The organism is Legionella beliardensis (genome assembly GCF_900452395.1).
In the GTDB taxonomy this organism is placed as follows: domain Bacteria; phylum Pseudomonadota; class Gammaproteobacteria; order Legionellales; family Legionellaceae; genus Legionella_C; species Legionella_C beliardensis.
Genome location: NZ_UGNV01000001.1, coordinates 911,551 through 928,070, shown reverse-complemented (window position 1 = coordinate 928,070; position 16,520 = coordinate 911,551). Strand labels below are relative to the sequence as shown.

Below are 16,520 nucleotides of genomic sequence, written 5' to 3'. Positions count from 1 at the left end.
GCTTAAGACTCTTTTTGCTGAGTAGAGGTAGTCAATTGCTTCAGTGCTTCTTGAATGGCCTGCAGGTCATCTTCTTCGAGCTTTTTGGCCATTAAAAGTCTTTGCACCAATGCCACAGGTTCCCCATCAAAAACATGGGTTACCATGTGAGCAATACAAGTGCTTTCATACTCAGCCTTGCTAACAAGAGGATGAAATACATGGGCATAATTATTTTTTTGGCATCCTAAAAATCCTTTTTGCTCAAGCACTTTTACGACCGTCGCCACAGTGGTATAAGCTAGAGGCCTTTCTTTGGGCAAGTGTGAAACAATATCTTTAATGGTTACCTGATTAAGACTCCAAATAATATTCATTAACTCTAGTTCTACCTCGGTTAGAAGGCGATCTTGAGTCAATGTTTTTGCTCCTTTTTTTAATGACATATTTTCTCCAGAAACTAAGTAATCCACACTCTACTATATTTTTAGTAGAATCTACTATAAAAATAGTAGAGTTTAAATAGTTCTAAAAAAAAATCTTTTTGAAGTGTTTTAGAAAGGTGTAGTTGTGCGAATTTGAAATTTAAAGGGTAGATTGAAACAAATCTCTTTCTTTTCAGTACAAAATCAGCCGCGACATGAAATTTTTTGTTTAGCCGGCAAGCCTAGAAGAAAGGCTACGCCCGTATCCTAAGTTTACTTTTAACACCAACTACTCACCAAACTCCTCTCAGGGAAGCACTTTCCCCAATTCTTATCTAACAACCCAAATAGCAATTCCTGACTTCGAAAAAACTATTGAAAACCTGGGATACGGGCGCAGCCCTTCTCCCAGGCTACTTGCTAGTATTTGATTATCAAATTGATGGAGATGTGATCAATAGATAGATAAAATAGCGTATAACCTTAATTGATTCACTTGGAGTATTAATGTGAATGATAACGAAGAACCCAAAACACCAGATAATAATTTTCCCTATAAAACGACTGTATTTTTAAGCACCTCTCTAGCGATTTATGGCCTTATGCGTCGAGGGAATTATCGAGCAGCATTTCTTTTTTATTCTAAAGGTGGTGGTGGCTTAAATTTATATCAACAACAAAATAATCTTTCTAAGCGCATTTTTGCTATCGATTATCATCCATTTTGGGATAAAAAAGCAAAAGAAAGTGTCTGGCGACTTCATTATCATCGCGGTGAAACGAATAGCGAAATTAAGAAACATCGCCCTTATCAAGGGGGTTGGTAAAAATAGCAAATGTAGGTTAGGTCGCAACCCAACAAATGATCTCAATTTTTATAAACATTTTATAATTTAGATTCTTGTTGGGCCTTGGCCCAACTTCCTCACTTAAGCTGTTGCCTGAGATAAAACTATGATACGCTGATTTAACATGGATTTGTTTAGCTTATGTGCTAAGAAGGGATGATGACTCTATATAAAATATTCTTAGTTTTAATCGCATGTTTTTTTTCTCAATTATTGCAAGCAGTTGAACCACCACAAATTAATAAAAATTCCTTAATAACATCTACACTAATTCCTATCAATATCAGTTATCAAAATGAATGCATTACTATTTTCAATAACACTGATAAAAGTATTAATTTAAATGAAGCTCGTATTGAATTTTATTCGCAAGCGCAAGTCACTCAGGTTGCTATTGAAGAGCACGAAGGACAAGTCATTTTAAAAGCTAATGATTTATCTACTTTGCCCCATTTTCAAGGGCATCGCTACCTCATTACTTTTATGAACCTAGCAAGGCCACTATTAAACCCAGGTGAGCAAATACGTGTAAAATTAAATAAAAACAGTAAATCACCTATCAATAATTTACATTTATTAGCGCCTCCCTTAACGCCCATTGATGTAAAAGTAAGTGTTCAAAATGTCAATTGGGTTGAAACATTTACGATTTGCAACACGTCATCGTTTACCATCCCATTGACCAACTTAGAATTTGATTTTAACTATGCTTTGCCTATGCCAACTAATATCTGGGGTAATCCTTGGGTCGCTTGGACTGTTGCAAATCAGACTAATAGTTCTGTCACTTTAGTAGGTGGCACGCCCTATTCAGGTTCGCTAGCACCTGATCCAGACTGTAAAAATCCTCTAACAATCCAATTCAATGCTAATCCTACTTCGCCTAGACCAACAGGACCATTTGTTTTTAAAGCAGCAATTGATAATCCACCTGCACAAGTGGGTAACTTAACTGTAAATCTTCCCATATCCCCTAATAACGCATTAAATGCGCCTGTCATCACTGTGAGTGGGAGTAACTATTCTAAAGAACAAACGATTAACTGGAATACGAGTTATACATTTAGTAATTTAACCCCGGGCGTTTATACAATAAAAGGCGCAAATGTAACCGATGGTATTTCCACATACACTGCACAGCCACTAACCGCTAATGTGGTAGCTAATGCCACAGCCTCAGCAACACTTATCTATACATCTCAACCCCAAACAACAGGCACTTTATTAATCACACTGCCAGTAGCGCCTGCAGCAGGCTTACCTGCTCCCAGTGTCGATGTAACAGGTACTAATTATAAAAATCAAAAAACTCTAAATTGGGGCACTAGTTGGCAATTAACTAATCTTACACCAGGAAACTACACCATTCAGGGTAGTTTAGTGACCAATGGGACTGTGTATTACAGCGCTTCTGCACAAACTGCGGCAGTTAAAGCAAATACTACTGTCACGCAAAACTTAATCTATACACAACAAACGGCAACCGGGGCACTGAAAATCACGCTTAAAAACCCACCCGCGACAGTGATGCCGATCACGTTTAGCAATGGTAATACCAGTTTTACGCAAACAATCAATCTTGCAGGCCAAACGATTACCTTACCCACTGGCACTTACAATCTAAAATCATCATTTTTTGGTTATGATGCAACGTTTAATCCTCTCACGGTAACCATTCCTTCTAATAAAGAATTAACGGTAACTTATAAGCGAGCAACGACATCAAACGCTATTTACGTTGGCTACTTTGATTCGCTATTTAAAGATGGACAAATTACCGATGGCGCTCAAACTAACCTTGCCAACCTTCCCTCTTTTGTCAATGTGGTCAATCTTGCCTTTATGAAGCCTGATGCTTCTTATGCTAAATCAAGCTTTGATTTAACAACGACGGGCTTAGGTTTTAATTACAGCGGCACTGTTTTAAAAACAGCCATTGCAACGTTGCGTGCTAAGCAGCCGACAACTAAAATACTTATCTCAGTCGGTGGTGCTTCTTACGGAGCAAATTGGTCGAAACTTAATGTAGATGCCATTGCTAATTTTGTTACCGATTTTGGTCTAGATGGTGTCGATATAGACTTTGAACCAACTAACCCTGGCTGTGCTCTAGGAGCAGATGCTCAAATACACTGTGCCATTGACACAGCATTTCAATCCTATGTTACTAAACTAAAAGCAGCCTTGCCTGCAACCGCTATCATTTCAGTAGCTGGTTGGTCTAATGGTGCCTTTGGTGAAGGCTCATGGAAACAGTCGCCACCAGCTAATGCGTATCGCGGGATCATGATACCCTTAATGCGTTCGCCAGCAGCAACTGCCATTAATATGATTAATGTTATGAGTTATAATGCCGGCAGCCAATACAATGCTACTGACGCTCTAGATGCTTATAACCAATATTTTAAAGGCCAAGTTAATCTAGGTGTGGCTGTTCCTCCTGAAGTCGATTCATCGCATGTTTATGATCTTTGTTCTGTCCTCTCTTTATCCCGTCAAGTGATTACCAAGGCTAATACCAATAATAAAGCACCAGGTCTTATGCTTTGGTCATTACAAAAAACACCGACCGGAGATGTTAGTCATACCAATCCCAATGCAACACTAATTTCGCAAGTGATTTGTGAACGCTTAAATTTATTTAATTGTGATCAGGTGCTTTTGATTAATGGCTTTAAAAAAGCAATACCAGCAATAAGCTTAACGACATTAGAAAAGCTTTGTGCCTTACAACATGATAACAAAATGGGATATTAGGCTATGCAAAAAAATAAATTATTTTCTACGCTATGTTTGTTTATGATGCCGTTAATGACTCAAGCAGCTCTTGATGATATTAAATACCTTCAGTTTAGAATTGGCCATCCTTATATCACGTTAGGCCCTGCAAACAATATCATTGATGGCAGCCATAATTCCATTAAATTAACGAATGGAACGTATCTGTGTTTTACAGATAATGAAACCAGTTATCGGATGATTGGCAAGGACCCAACTTGCGCAGGCTCAAGTTTAACGCCTGTTATTGGTCGCGTAGCCAATGGTTATTCAGATTGCGGTTTATGGATTGACAATGTAGAGCGTGACCCTAAAAATCCACAACATCTTTATGCATTTACCCATGCAGAATCCTTTTGTAATTACGATATTGGACAATCTTATAAATCCTTTGCTCTAGTACAATCCTATGATGAAGGTCAAACATGGGCCCTTGATGGCCAAATTATTACCGGAACCCAACCACCCATACCAGGAAGAATCACTGGTGAAGGGGATTGTTCAGAAGCTGCAGACGCTAATTATTATTATCTTTACTGCACTAGAAATACCGATTATAAAACCTTTGTAGCCAGGGCTGCTAAAGATTGTGACCCTGTTGGCGGCACCTGGATTAAATACAATAATGGCAAATGGGACTCACCAGGCTTAGGTGGTGCGGCAACCGGGTATTCAGTTTGGGGCACACCCTCTTGGTGGAAAGATAAAGATTATATGGTATTAATGGCCTCGCCTTCGGGAGCCAGCGGCTCTAAGATTGCGTTTTCACAAGATAGAGTGAACTTTATCACGATGCAAGAGCCGCTTTTGTTAAGCGATAATAATACTTGGAATCGTACTGCAGACGCAGGTGACTTTGTTGCCTATATTGTTATTCAAGGCATGGAAGGTGGGCGCCAATGGTCAAACGGAAAATTTCAACTCGCTTATCTCTATATTCCACCTGGTGGTAACTTTGGCCAACGCTATCAAGTCTTTCGCGATGTCACATTAACTACAGACACTATTCCTAATAACAATGGCGAACGCGCGCAAGTTGGGGTTGAGCTAAGTCGATTTTCAAAAGTTGTTAATGGCATAACAGAATTATGGACCACTAATGTGCCTGCACCTGGTTATACTTATGTAAAAAGCCTAGGCTACACCATGACCCGAAAACCAGTAGGTGCAACAGCACCTGCCACGGTAGCTATTGAAGATTGTATTTCAAATTGGAATGGTGCCACTGATCATCTTATTAGTGTTGATGGCGTTTGTGCCAAAGCAGGCTATAAAAGACAAAGGACACTTGGCTGGATTTATACTACCCCACAAGCTAATACGACAGCCCTCTATCGCTGCTGGAGCCCTAATAAATATAAAACTCACTTTGCCTCCACTGACTCAGCCTGCGAAGGAGAAACTGCAGAATTTATCTTAGGTTATATTATGACTAAGTAATAAACTAGTTACTTCTATTCAATTCACTCATGGGTAAAACACCTTACCCATGAAATAAAAAAACCTTCTTAGCCAAAAGAAATGTTGGCAATGTGCAACCCCTTCTTCATGCCATACAACAGTTTTAGCCTCAAATCTAATATGCTACTATTCGTTAATTTGCATTAAGGATAAGCTATGCCCCTCCATGAAGTAGATCAAACTGTCTATCATCAAGATATGGTTACCGCCTTTTTTAAAGCAGGCTGTGAAAGAAATTACATCATATTTGATGCCTTGCTAAAAATGAAAGGAATAAGTTTAAATATTGTAAATGAAAGTGGTAAAAGCTTTATTGCTGCTTGGTGTCAGTCTCGCAATCCTAACCAAGCTAATTTCAAAAAAATGGAAGAATGGGTTACCTCGGGTCAAGTTGATCTTACCTTTAAGTGTCAAGGCGCAGATATCGTAGATTGGTGCATAGAGAATATTGCTAACTGTTACGATTTAAAATTACAAGAACACTATTTAGCGCTTGCCGAAAAGATTATTCAATTTCTTCCTTTTAATAAAGAATTAACGCAAAAATACAGTACCTTATTACCTAATTCGGTAAAAACCCCGTGTACCATTAGGATAACTAAAGCGTTACTATCTCTTCCTGGTATAAATATACAACAATTAGGACCGAATAATAAGGATGCCTTCCAAACTGCTCTAGAAGCACAAAATACGCTAGCAATTAATCTATTGGCTGAGACATTAGCTCTTTTCAAAGATAGGCAAGTCCAATCAACCGCAAATAATATATCCACTTCCTCTACATTAGATACACTAAAGCTGCTAATTTCAGACAGCTATAGACTTCTTTTAAATAACAATAATACTGAAATTGAAGAATCACTAGTAAAATTAACTATTCAAATGCTGCATTTATTTCAAGAGTCAGGCGATTATCCCAATAATTTTGCTGAACTTTTATTTGAATTAGCAAATAATTTATCTAGCTTAAGTATACAAAATAATCAACTTGCAAACATAGCTTATGATTTAAGAAAAGCAGCTGCAGATTCAGGGCATGAACAAGCGCAACGCATTCTGACTAGCTTTTCTGATATAAAGGTAGCATCAACAGAAAAATTAAGTCCACAAGCAGAAATTCAAGACAAGGTAAAGCCAGCTACCTCTTCTAGTCCAGCTCCTGCCCTAGAAAAAGTTTCTCATACCACTTTCTTTCAACGCTTAAAATCACGAAAGAATAATGCTGAACATTCCTCAAAATCTGTGATATCTCAAAAATATCAGTACACACAATAACTATTGAGTTAGCCCTATAGCCCGTTTGCTTGCAAACGGGAAATAATTTCAATTAAGCTATAAGCGCTCTGGAGTTGAAAACCTGCTTGCAAGCAAGCTAATTTAAGAATTTCAAGCAGAATAAATGACAGAATTAACAATAAAAATATTTTCCATAAAATACAGTAGGTGTACTAGAAATATGATTTCTGCAACAAACCAAATAACATTGGATGAACTTTACCAAGATGCAAAAAAATGCTGTGCTCATTTAGTAGCTTGCCGTTCTAAACTGGGATTTAAAGAGGCTCGTAAACTTTCAGAGAAGGAATTAAACTACATTCCTTTTACCAAAACCGATGAGGCATTTACATCAAAGAAACCTCAGGACATGACAAATGTTATTATAGCAATTGCCTCACAATTATCAGACATTGGTTGCGAGAATTCTGCCCTTGATATTTTGGATAAAGCGCGGAAAACTTCATTAAGTAAAGAGCAATATAGAAACAATTTTTTTAGCCATAAAACATGCCTTGAAAAAATTAATACGTCTTATGAGAAAATCTTCAATAAAAAAATGAATAAAAAGAGCCCAGAAAATAACATAAGCGAACTATCTGAAGTATTAGCAAACATGTATATTCGATAGGTACGTTGTAGCCTGGGTGAAACAAAGTGCAATCCAGGTTTCGGTCTTACAAACCTGCACCCAGGCTAATTGACTAAAAAATTTTTTATTTTGGTGAGAGTAAACTTTGTTCGTGAGAGAAATTCGTTTCTAGGAATTGTTTATCAACACTTAAAAGTAACGATCTAATGCAAAATAGCGTCATAAGATGAAATGTTAGGCCTAGGCCCAACCTACATTAGTATAAATAGCCTGCTTGTAAGCAAACATAACTTATGTTGATTGGATAATTTAGTGCATAACAAAACTCTTTTGCAGCAGTAAATTTGTCACTTTGTCTGATTCTGCTTTGATAAGATCGATACCGTTTTTATTTAAGAATTGCATAAGTTGCCCTTCTTTTTCCTCCCAGTAAGAGAGAGTCGTATACTGATCATCGCCATAAATAATTTCTATAGATTTTAAGGCTTTAGATTCTTTTTTAGCAAGCATTTGGCGGGCAAACTTTACATAACCTAGTAGAGTTATTACTTCTTGTTCAACCAACTCACCGTTATTGACTGATTTTTCTAAAATTTTTATATAGATATTAATATAAAGTATTAAGCCTGCAACACCGTACTCAATGGCCGCTTTTCCAGCTTGTAAAATAGCCATATATTCATCATCTAAACTTAGAGCAAATCTTGCATTTTTTTCAAGGCGCGTAAAATCTGCTTCATAAATTTTATCACAGGCTAAGCCAAAACTTTTAATATAAATTGGGTTATTGTAGGAGTAAATATCCCTATTAGCTTGCTTACCTGTCGTTTTCATAAGTAATGACTCAATGTTTAATTAGGGTTTAGTATTATTTTATAATTTAAACAACTTTTATTTTCCTCAACACTTCTTTACTGTATAACTTAAACCGATAATTTCTATTCTGATTGCTAATTAGAATACAATTATTAATTAGACTTGCAACCCTTGAACAGCGGAGTTTGGCGGCACAGGATTAATAATATTTTCTAATTCACTGTCTTTTTGACTTAAAACAAATTGCTTCGCTTTTTCAGTCAGTTTCTCAAAAACTGCGGGCATAATATTACCCTGATACTTAGTAGATCCCTCTTTATCTATCTCAAATGACCTTGCTTGCATATCCCAGCGAAAACCATCATATTCTCTGAAACAATCGTTGGGGGAATTAAACGCTTTTGCATAATCTTGTTTATATCTTTCCCAAAGTGTATTAGATTGACAATTTACCATGATCTGTGGCGGCATGTGATGCCATTTAACATCAAATGCATGCTCATTAAATTTAGTTTTGCTAACTTGCTCTTGCTCAAGATGCTTAAAAAGAGGTGTTTCATTTAAAGCTAAAGCATGAGAAATTGCAAAAATAGGGCAACTTATGCTGTCTTTATGTATATTGTGCTTACTTGTAATCCCTGTTACCAAATAAAGCTTATTAAGCCCCGCTAAGCTAGAAATATCCTCAACTAAATCTAAAAATCTTAAATCATTAGCAGCATCTAAAACTAACGCCTGAAAATTACCTTGTTCATCGATCTCAAGATCAACCACACAATAGTGTTCGTCAATTTTTACTATAAATTGTTGATTTCTAGCCTCTGCAGGATTTTTTGCTATTTCTTTCTTGATTTCATCAAGGATATGTTGTCTATCTATTAAGCGGATTGGAGGTTTGGTAGGATTTGCTTTATTAAATTCGTGTAAAATAATAGTTATGCCGTCTTTATCTAAACCCGAATCTGAAGGCGAAACTTTAAGTTTCGTTAATTCTTGTAATAATTTTTCTCGCAGTAAGTTTGGCATAATAAATTATTTCTTTCGGTCTTAATTCATTATTATAGCTAATAAAAATTAATTTTTATTAGCTCGCGAGTTTTGGGCAAGGGTATGAAATGTTGGGCTAAATGGCTTGGCCTACATTAACTTAATTAATATTTCAATGTATTAGATGCGATCCCATCTAAGGTATACTCAGAGGCGGAGAGCTTAAAATCTTGCTCTAAGAATTGTTTAATTTCATCTTCCAATTTATAAATATCAACCCCAGCGTTTGGCTCGAATTCAAGCGTTATCTTAATAGTAGAAGTAGATGAAGCTTCCTCTTTGACAAGCTGTCCTCCAATAAATCTATAGGTAGCTCCAGTAAAGCTACTAGAGCTATTATCATTATAAGATTCTAGCTCTCCTCGATTAGAAAATTTAGAAGAAAATAATTTAAAAAAATTACCTCTTAAATAACTATCATTACTTTTTTTATTAATTGAAATTTGCACATCATGTCCTTACTAAAATTTTTAAAACTTCTTATAAAAAGGCATGGCGATTCTAAGGTAATAATTTATTTTGTCAATCAAAGGGTTAATATGAAATGTTGGGCCGAGTGTTCCAACCTACATTTTATTGATAACAATAGATTGAAACTAATTTGAATTTAAATACGTAACTTAAAGCATGATTAGCTCTTTCAGCCAGCGTAGCCTGGGAGTAGGCCCTTTGGGCCGTATCCCAGGTTTTCATTTTAACCCTGTTAAACATGGTTATGTATCTTTAGCTAAAGGGTGGCCCTATTCCAGTTTCATCATTATGTTCAAAAGAGAGTATTGCAAGAAAATTGGGATATGATGGTGTTCAAAGTGAGTTTGGGGAGTAGGTGTAGAATGTAAACCTGGGATACGGCCCAAAGGGCCTGCTCCCAGGCTACGCTGGCTTAAAAACTTAGTGACTTACGCAATAGAAATTAAAAAGCCGTCAATACGATTTTTTGCAATAAAACTTTATTTTACACTAAACTAGTTAAAATAATTAGGAAGCTAATAATAGGAATCAGGATGGTTCGTGAATTAATTAATACACTCTCCTTTTGGCAGTTGGCGCTATTATATATACTGATTCTTACTGTTTTAACTTACCTAGCAGCCTTCATTTCAACGCGCTTAATTACCTTTCCCATAGATAAAGATCACCGAGCCTTATCTAATTCCTTAATTAGCATCCTAAGTGCTGGCTTCTCGGTATTGCTCGCTTTCATAATTATCAATACTTGGAATTATTTATTAAAAACGCAAGATGAAGTAGCAAAAGAAGCGGATGCTTTAGCCGCAATGATGCGTGATATTCATGTCTTTCCAGCGCCTGTAAAAACAAAAATTATGAATGGTATTTACAATTACACTATTATAGCAAGAACTCAAGAATGGGCTATGTTAACCCAAGGAAAAGAAAGCTCTGCGGCTTGGGCAGCACTTCATCATTTAATTACAATTTTACAATCATTTGAACCCCGCACAACATTAGAACGAATCTATTACACACAAGCTGTAAGGAACCTTGAAACGGTTTTAGAAACCAGAAGAAATAGGCTGGCTCGCCTACATAGTATTATCCCCGATAAATTAAATTCAGCACTTATCATCGGTTCAATTTTTCTCGTGGTTATATTAGGCTTAATTCGCGGAGAAACCAATTTTTTACATATCACCCCATTATTGTTTTTTTCGATTGTTTTAGGCTTTAATTTAGCGATCGCTTTAAGTTTTGATTATCCCTATTCAGGCGATATTGCAGTGAGTAATCACTTCTTTTACCAAGGGATGTTAGGTACTTTTAAAGATCCAGTTACACCTTCCTAAATCGGAAAGATTGGATGTTTTTTGACTTGATAAAATATTAGATTATGAGCCCAACATTAGGTCTTATACCTATTAAGAAACAGTTAAAATTTAAGTTAAATTGCAGAGAGCTCAACTAGGTGCTAAATTTTAATTAGTTACTTTAATTTAAAGTGATGATATTAAGGAGTCAATTAGCAAAGGCTCAACCAGGGAGAGAGAGATGACCAAGAAGATAACTACCGTGCTAGCTTCTATTTTACTAGTGAACCTAGCCTATGCTGCCGATTCAGTAAGTAATGATGATTCAGTAACGAATAGCTCTACTACAACGAATAGTTCTGCCACAACTACGGGTTCTTCCCCAACGGATGGTTCTAGCACCACTAATAGCTCTACTACAACGAATGGCTCTACTACAACGAATGGCTCTACCACAACTGATAGTTCTACTGCAACATCCTCTAGAACTGATGCTCAAACAAAAATTATGGATTTTGAGTTAATAAGCAACGGCTCCTCTGCCGAGTGCCAGCAACTCTTTAGTCAATCACTAAAAGAAAAAGGTTGGACTTGGGATAAAGATAAACAAACAATCCTTCCTGAAGGGCATGCGATCATTTATGGAGAGCGTATTATGAAAAGCTATCCAGGATATGATCAAGTTTTAGTAAGACATCATGTGAAATTCAATAATCAAGAAACAGCTGATGCCATTGTTAGTTTCACAAAAGCTCACAATGCAGATAAAAATGAACCAGCAAGCGCGCTGATGATGATCACTAATTGGATGGACGCGCAAGGAAAACCTGAAAAAAGAACTTGTTTATTCTCTTTTAAAGAGCAACTTTTAAAATAAAGCAATATAAGTTGCAGGGATAGTTTTTTTAGAGAGCGCTTTTACTTGGTCAATTTTAATTAATTTTCACAATTAAAAAGGTATTGTGATGAAAAAAATTGGTACTATTGATCAGGTAAGCGCTCTTACTCCAGAAATATTTCATACTCACTATGTTTTGCCTAATAAACCTGTCATTATAAAAAATGTGGTTAACTTCTGGCCGGCTTATAAACTATGGTCGCTCGATTATTTTGCCAAAACCATAGGTCAAATTAAAGTACACTATTATATTTCTAAATCAAACTTGTATCCTGATCTTAGTCTGATAGGTAAAGAAAATATAGAAAAAAATAAATTCTTTAATGAGGGAAAACTCGTTCATTTTATTAAACTGGTAAAAGACTTTAAACATGTCTTTCTGGCTGGCGATGAATTATCACTTTTTGATAAAAAAAAATATAATAAACAGCTGGACATGCTAACCAAAGACTTCGAAATCCCATCATTTTTAAATAAAAACACCTTGCATAGTGGCGGCTTATGGATTTCTCCTAAAAACATTGTATCTTGGCTGCATTACGATCAAAACGGTTGCCACAATTTGAATGCTCAGATTAAGGGCGCAAAAAGCGTTGTATTATGCCCGCCTTCAAACACACAAAGCTACTATCTACATTTATACAGTGAAAGTGAGCTAGGAAATTTCAGTCAAGTAAATCTCTTAAATCCTGATTATAACCGCTTTCCTCTCTACAAACATGCTGCTTACTACGAGGGAAAATTAGAGGAAGGAGAGCTCTTATTTATTCCTGCCTATTGGCTACATAGCTTCACACACTTAAACGATGTCAATATTAATTTGAATTTCTGGTGGGATGAGAGCGCATTGACTAAATTTTCTAATCCTTTATTAATCAGAAAAAAATTCTTGATGGCAGCCAAAAAGGCTTTATCTGGCGAAGAAAATCAATCTTTTCTTTCCCTATTAGCAAAACACGATAAAACTATCCAGCAATTAATAAGGAAGCTCGAATTACAACTATTATCCTGTTAAAAGCTAAAAAAATGAGCCCTTAATCTATAAAATTTTTACAATAAAAAAGAGCCTACTAACTACTTTTCCAGTTGTGAAAAATTAGTAGCGTGCTCTTTAAATTTAAAAATTAGTTATTCAGTATCTATACAACCAAAACCGAGAACTCGACCTTCTTCTTGTGCCGTTATCTGAGTTGGATCTGCTCCTGCAATAGACACATCATCCAATTCAACAAATTCAATTTCTGTATCATTTTGAATTTCATTAAGCATCTCGTTTTTCATTTTACCCCCAAATTGCAATTGGCCAGTGGCTTTATATAATACAAGCTGCATAAGCTTGTTCTATTTTTATTTTAGTATAATTTGCATAAATTGCAGCGCGAATCTTGCATATCTATAAAATAAACTCAAAGTTCTTTCGCGAATTGGATATATCAATATTTTTTAGCTATATTCAGATAAATTACGGGAGGGTTTGCATTTGAGTTCACTCACATTCTATCAACTCGGTCAGCTCCTTTATGAAACACTTAATAAGCCCAATACAAATTTCTTTGATTTGGTCACGGTTTTTAACAACTTAAAAAGAAACGATATCATTTCGCTAATCAATAGCTTTCTAATAGAAATAACGACTAATGATAAAATGATTGCAGAAAACAATGTCTATCTTTACCAACAACCAGGTATCTATTTATTAATGCGTTTCACGCACTGTAAGGCATCGTCTAGCGCGTTATTAGCAAGTGAAGTTGATGCAATTGTGATGAATTTATCGGAAAAAGAAGTGAAAGTCCCTTTATACCATTGCAACATTCAACACAATCGCTTGTATGAAAAACCTAGCCCTTTAAAACGAGAAAATGACTTGCTTCTTGCATCACACCAAGCTTACTGTTTACCTGCATTTTCATCAATTCTTGATTTTTATGATGCCTCACAAAATGCACCTTTGATTATTGTGCACTCTAATAAAAAAGCTAAAACTACCTGGGCATTTGACAGGGATTCTTTGAATCCTATACGAAGAATAAGTACTGATGTTCGCGCTTCAAGAATTCGCTTAACGTTAGAGCTATTTCAAGCAATGCAAGTTAGACGAATTAAATCACTGTTAGAAAAACTGATTTTATCAAATTATGATGCAAATGTTCGCTGGGAGGCAATAAAATACTACTATAAAATTAATAATAAACACACACTGCCTTTATTAAAAAAAATTGCTTTTGAAGACTGTGATCCAGAAATACGGCGAGCTGCACAAAAAACGTTGGAATCGATAATGGGGAGTCAGCATGACGGAAACACTCAATCCTAAAGTAAAAACACCCATTTCATTAGCAGCATTCGTTAAATTTATTGATAACAATCCAATCATCACTGCCTTGAAATCTTCAAACTATAAACCGGAGTACTTTGCAATTATTGCCAAAAAATTAGCGCAGTTAGCCCTTAATAAAACGTTTTTGGCAAAACAATTAAGTCATGAATTAAAGAATTTTGAAAACTTTCAACTAGACAATCAATTCAAGCCTTCAACTATTATGCTGCATAAAGGGGATGGCTATGTGATAAGAGCCGTGATTTGGATGCCTACCTCTGATCGTAATCAGGCGAAAATTTTTTCTTACTTTGAACCTCACGATCATAATTTTGATTTTTTTACCGTTAATTACTTTGGGCCTGGTTATAAAACACGAATTTATAAGTACGATTATGATTCAGTAAAAGGCATCCCTGGTGAAGAAGTTAATTTGCAATTTAAGGAAGAAAGCTATCTAACCCAAGGCAAAGTCATGTATTACTATGGCAGTTCTGATGCCCATATTCAGTATCCCCCAGAGTCCATTACAGTGTCATTGAATTTAATTTTACCGAAAACATACCCTGCTAAACGTCGCCAATATGAATTTGAATTGCTTGAGCAAGAAAATGGAGAAAAAGCTAGATTAATCTTAGGCGGTCTTGACCGTTTGACACAAGTACGCACTTTAATTGATGTCGCAATAAAATTAGGAGATAAAAGCAGCCTAGAACTTGTACGGAAAATTGCGCTAACTCATGCTAACGAGCAATTAAGGGCAATCGCCTGGAAAGCAATCTTAGCAAATCATGAGGATAAGTCTGCTGATTTGGCTTTAGCATTTAAAGATAATAGTCAGTATGTAAAAGCCTCACTGGCAGAATTTACGGAAAAATAAGGCGGCAGTAAGCATTAGCTAGCAGAAACTATAATCTCACGGGGAAAACTTTTCTTGCCCGGATAATGAATAAGAAAATGTACAAGCTGCGCTAGCTCTTTAGGTGGTATTGTATTGTCTTCATTTAAATCAGATACGGTAAGCTGTCCCGGACCAATGGTACAAACTCTAACGCCCTTATCCCTTACTTCTTCAAATAATGATCCAGCAAACCCAAAAATACCATGTTTGGTCGCACAATAAGTCGCAGCACCAGGTATATACTCTCGCCCTGCTACAGAAGCAATATTAATTATTAGACCGCGCTTACTAGCAATCAAGTAGGGCAAGGCGAATCTGGTGAGCATAATTAGAGACACTAGGTTAGTTTGCAGGGTATCTTTTAAACTATGAGGGGGCATGTCTATAAGATTGCCAAAATTAAAACAAGCCGCGTTATTAATTAAAACATCTAAGCCTTTAAAATGATGAATGACCTCTTCTATAATGGATTCAGCCGCTTCAGGCTGCGTTAAATCACGAGCAACAGTTAAAATCTGGCTTTTATCTAAGGTTTTGGCGAGTGTATTTAAGCGATTTAAATTTCTACCATGCAAAGCGATTTTATTATCAGCAACATTTAGGAATTTTGCAATTTCTCTACCCAACCGCCCTATCGAGCCAGTTAATAATATTTTCATCCTGATTTCCCTATGCAGCACCTACCAGTAAGCAATGTTGCCAATGAGTTTCTAACCCCAATGTACTGCTAATAAATTAAAGGAATAAACCGATACTGAACTCGCTTAGCATACTCCCTATAATTATTTGCAAACTCTTCTATCAGCGCTTTTTCCTCAAATGAAGCACGAATGACTAAAAGAAGGGTTAGAAATAAAGTAAATAATAATCCATACCAAGAGCCAAGCAACAATGGTATACCAATAAAATAGAGTATGGCGCCACTATACATAGGATGCCGAACATATTGATAAGGGCCTGTCGTAATGATTCTATGCTCACGCGCTTTCTGAATTTTTACCACAGGAGAAGCATAACTGTTTTCTTTAAATACCAAATAAAAAATATAAAATGAAATAATCAATAAAATAGCTGCCAATACTTTGACAAACACGGGAACTAACTCTATCTGTGATCGAGCCACATCAAATGATATAAAAGGCAGCCATGTGATTTGCAAGATTGAGAAGATAATCATCACAACCTTGTCCCATTTTTTTTGGCCGCGTTGAATCACAAAGGATAGCCTTTCTTTTAACAATTCTGGGTCATGTTTAGCTAGCCAAAAACCAATACTTAAGCCAAAACCTCCTTGCAGAAACAGAAAAACCCAGGCACTTGGCCAATTAATAGTACCCACAGGTATAAAAAGAAATAACGCCATAATTATTATTGTTATAAACGTGTGAATCAGTAATTTTAATATCACAATCTC

Annotated in this window: 17 protein-coding genes; 10 read left to right on the top strand and 7 right to left on the bottom strand. The window is 36.1% G+C overall.

The genetic code is table 11. The features are described from left to right. Nucleotides 1-2: 2 nt before the first annotated feature. A complete protein-coding gene (locus tag DYE47_RS04170; protein ID WP_115302062.1) occupies nucleotides 3-425 on the bottom strand; it encodes a BlaI/MecI/CopY family transcriptional regulator in 423 nt (140 codons plus the stop codon). A gap of 488 nt (nucleotides 426-913) precedes the next feature. Between DYE47_RS04170 and DYE47_RS04165 the strand changes: the two genes are divergently transcribed. The 5 genes from DYE47_RS04165 (at nucleotide 914) to DYE47_RS04145 (ending at nucleotide 7,397) form a co-directional block, all read left to right on the top strand. Next, nucleotides 914-1,231 (top strand): hypothetical protein, encoded by a 318-nt coding sequence (locus DYE47_RS04165; RefSeq protein WP_115302061.1) that lies wholly within the window; start codon nucleotides 914-916, stop codon nucleotides 1,229-1,231. 177 nt (nucleotides 1,232-1,408) lie between these two features. Beyond that, complete coding sequence (locus DYE47_RS04160) at nucleotides 1,409-4,009, top strand: glycosyl hydrolase family 18 protein (RefSeq protein ID WP_115302060.1); 2,601 nt, start codon at nucleotides 1,409-1,411, stop codon at nucleotides 4,007-4,009. 3 nt (nucleotides 4,010-4,012) lie between these two features. Beyond that, nucleotides 4,013-5,470 carry a hypothetical protein gene (locus DYE47_RS04155; protein WP_115302059.1) on the top strand — a complete coding sequence of 486 codons (1,458 nt, stop codon included), beginning with the start codon at nucleotides 4,013-4,015 and terminating at the stop codon, nucleotides 5,468-5,470. Between the two features lie 177 nt (nucleotides 5,471-5,647). Further along, entirely contained in the window at nucleotides 5,648-6,766 is a 1,119-nt protein-coding gene (locus tag DYE47_RS04150) for a hypothetical protein (protein ID WP_115302058.1), read from the top strand. Between the two features lie 124 nt (nucleotides 6,767-6,890). Continuing rightward, nucleotides 6,891-7,397: a hypothetical protein gene (locus DYE47_RS04145; RefSeq protein ID WP_147285923.1), complete on the top strand. Its 507-nt coding sequence runs from the start codon at nucleotides 6,891-6,893 to the stop codon at nucleotides 7,395-7,397. A 270-nt stretch (nucleotides 7,398-7,667) separates the two neighbouring features. Here DYE47_RS04145 and DYE47_RS04140 read toward each other — a convergent pair whose 3' ends face one another. The 3 genes from DYE47_RS04140 to DYE47_RS04130 form a co-directional block, all read right to left on the bottom strand. Beyond that, nucleotides 7,668-8,192, bottom strand: a complete 525-nt coding sequence (locus DYE47_RS04140) for a hypothetical protein (RefSeq protein WP_115302056.1) — start codon at nucleotides 8,190-8,192, stop codon at nucleotides 7,668-7,670. 138 nt (nucleotides 8,193-8,330) lie between these two features. After that, nucleotides 8,331-9,200 carry a hypothetical protein gene (locus DYE47_RS04135; protein WP_115302055.1) on the bottom strand — a complete coding sequence of 290 codons (870 nt, stop codon included), beginning with the start codon at nucleotides 9,198-9,200 and terminating at the stop codon, nucleotides 8,331-8,333. A gap of 125 nt (nucleotides 9,201-9,325) precedes the next feature. Beyond that, a complete protein-coding gene (locus tag DYE47_RS04130) occupies nucleotides 9,326-9,670 on the bottom strand; it encodes a hypothetical protein (protein WP_115302054.1) in 345 nt (114 codons plus the stop codon). A gap of 555 nt (nucleotides 9,671-10,225) precedes the next feature. Here DYE47_RS04130 and DYE47_RS04125 point away from each other — a divergent pair. The 3 genes from DYE47_RS04125 (at nucleotide 10,226) to DYE47_RS04115 (ending at nucleotide 12,900) form a co-directional block, all read left to right on the top strand. Then, entirely contained in the window at nucleotides 10,226-11,026 is an 801-nt protein-coding gene (locus tag DYE47_RS04125; protein ID WP_115302053.1) for a bestrophin-like domain, read from the top strand. A gap of 202 nt (nucleotides 11,027-11,228) precedes the next feature. Next, complete coding sequence (locus DYE47_RS04120) at nucleotides 11,229-11,864, top strand: hypothetical protein (RefSeq protein ID WP_115302052.1); 636 nt, start codon at nucleotides 11,229-11,231, stop codon at nucleotides 11,862-11,864. An 88-nt stretch (nucleotides 11,865-11,952) separates the two neighbouring features. Beyond that, the gene (locus DYE47_RS04115; protein ID WP_115302051.1) at nucleotides 11,953-12,900 is read left to right on the top strand and encodes a cupin-like domain-containing protein; all 948 of its coding nucleotides are present in this window, start codon (nucleotides 11,953-11,955) and stop codon (nucleotides 12,898-12,900) included. A 113-nt stretch (nucleotides 12,901-13,013) separates the two neighbouring features. Here the strand turns inward: DYE47_RS04115 and DYE47_RS04110 are convergent, their stop codons facing one another. After that, on the bottom strand, nucleotides 13,014-13,217 hold the full coding sequence (locus DYE47_RS04110) for a hypothetical protein (RefSeq protein ID WP_115302050.1): 204 nt from the start codon (nucleotides 13,215-13,217) through the stop codon (nucleotides 13,014-13,016). 148 nt (nucleotides 13,218-13,365) lie between these two features. On the opposite strand from DYE47_RS04110, the gene DYE47_RS04105 reads away from it, so the two are divergent. Beyond that, nucleotides 13,366-14,202, top strand: a complete 837-nt coding sequence (locus DYE47_RS04105) for a HEAT repeat domain-containing protein (protein ID WP_115302049.1) — start codon at nucleotides 13,366-13,368, stop codon at nucleotides 14,200-14,202. Continuing rightward, entirely contained in the window at nucleotides 14,180-15,085 is a 906-nt protein-coding gene (locus tag DYE47_RS04100; RefSeq protein WP_115302048.1) for a hypothetical protein, read from the top strand. The genes DYE47_RS04105 and DYE47_RS04100 overlap by 23 nt, the downstream gene beginning before the upstream one ends. Before the next feature lie 14 nt (nucleotides 15,086-15,099). Here DYE47_RS04100 and DYE47_RS04095 read toward each other — a convergent pair whose 3' ends face one another. Both DYE47_RS04095 and DYE47_RS04090 read right to left on the bottom strand, forming a co-directional pair. After that, the gene (locus tag DYE47_RS04095; protein ID WP_115302047.1) at nucleotides 15,100-15,765 is read right to left on the bottom strand and encodes an SDR family NAD(P)-dependent oxidoreductase; all 666 of its coding nucleotides are present in this window, start codon (nucleotides 15,763-15,765) and stop codon (nucleotides 15,100-15,102) included. 68 nt (nucleotides 15,766-15,833) lie between these two features. After that, nucleotides 15,834-16,514 (bottom strand): methyltransferase family protein, encoded by a 681-nt coding sequence (locus DYE47_RS04090; protein WP_115302046.1) that lies wholly within the window; start codon nucleotides 16,512-16,514, stop codon nucleotides 15,834-15,836. Between the last annotated feature and the right edge of the window lie 6 nt (nucleotides 16,515-16,520).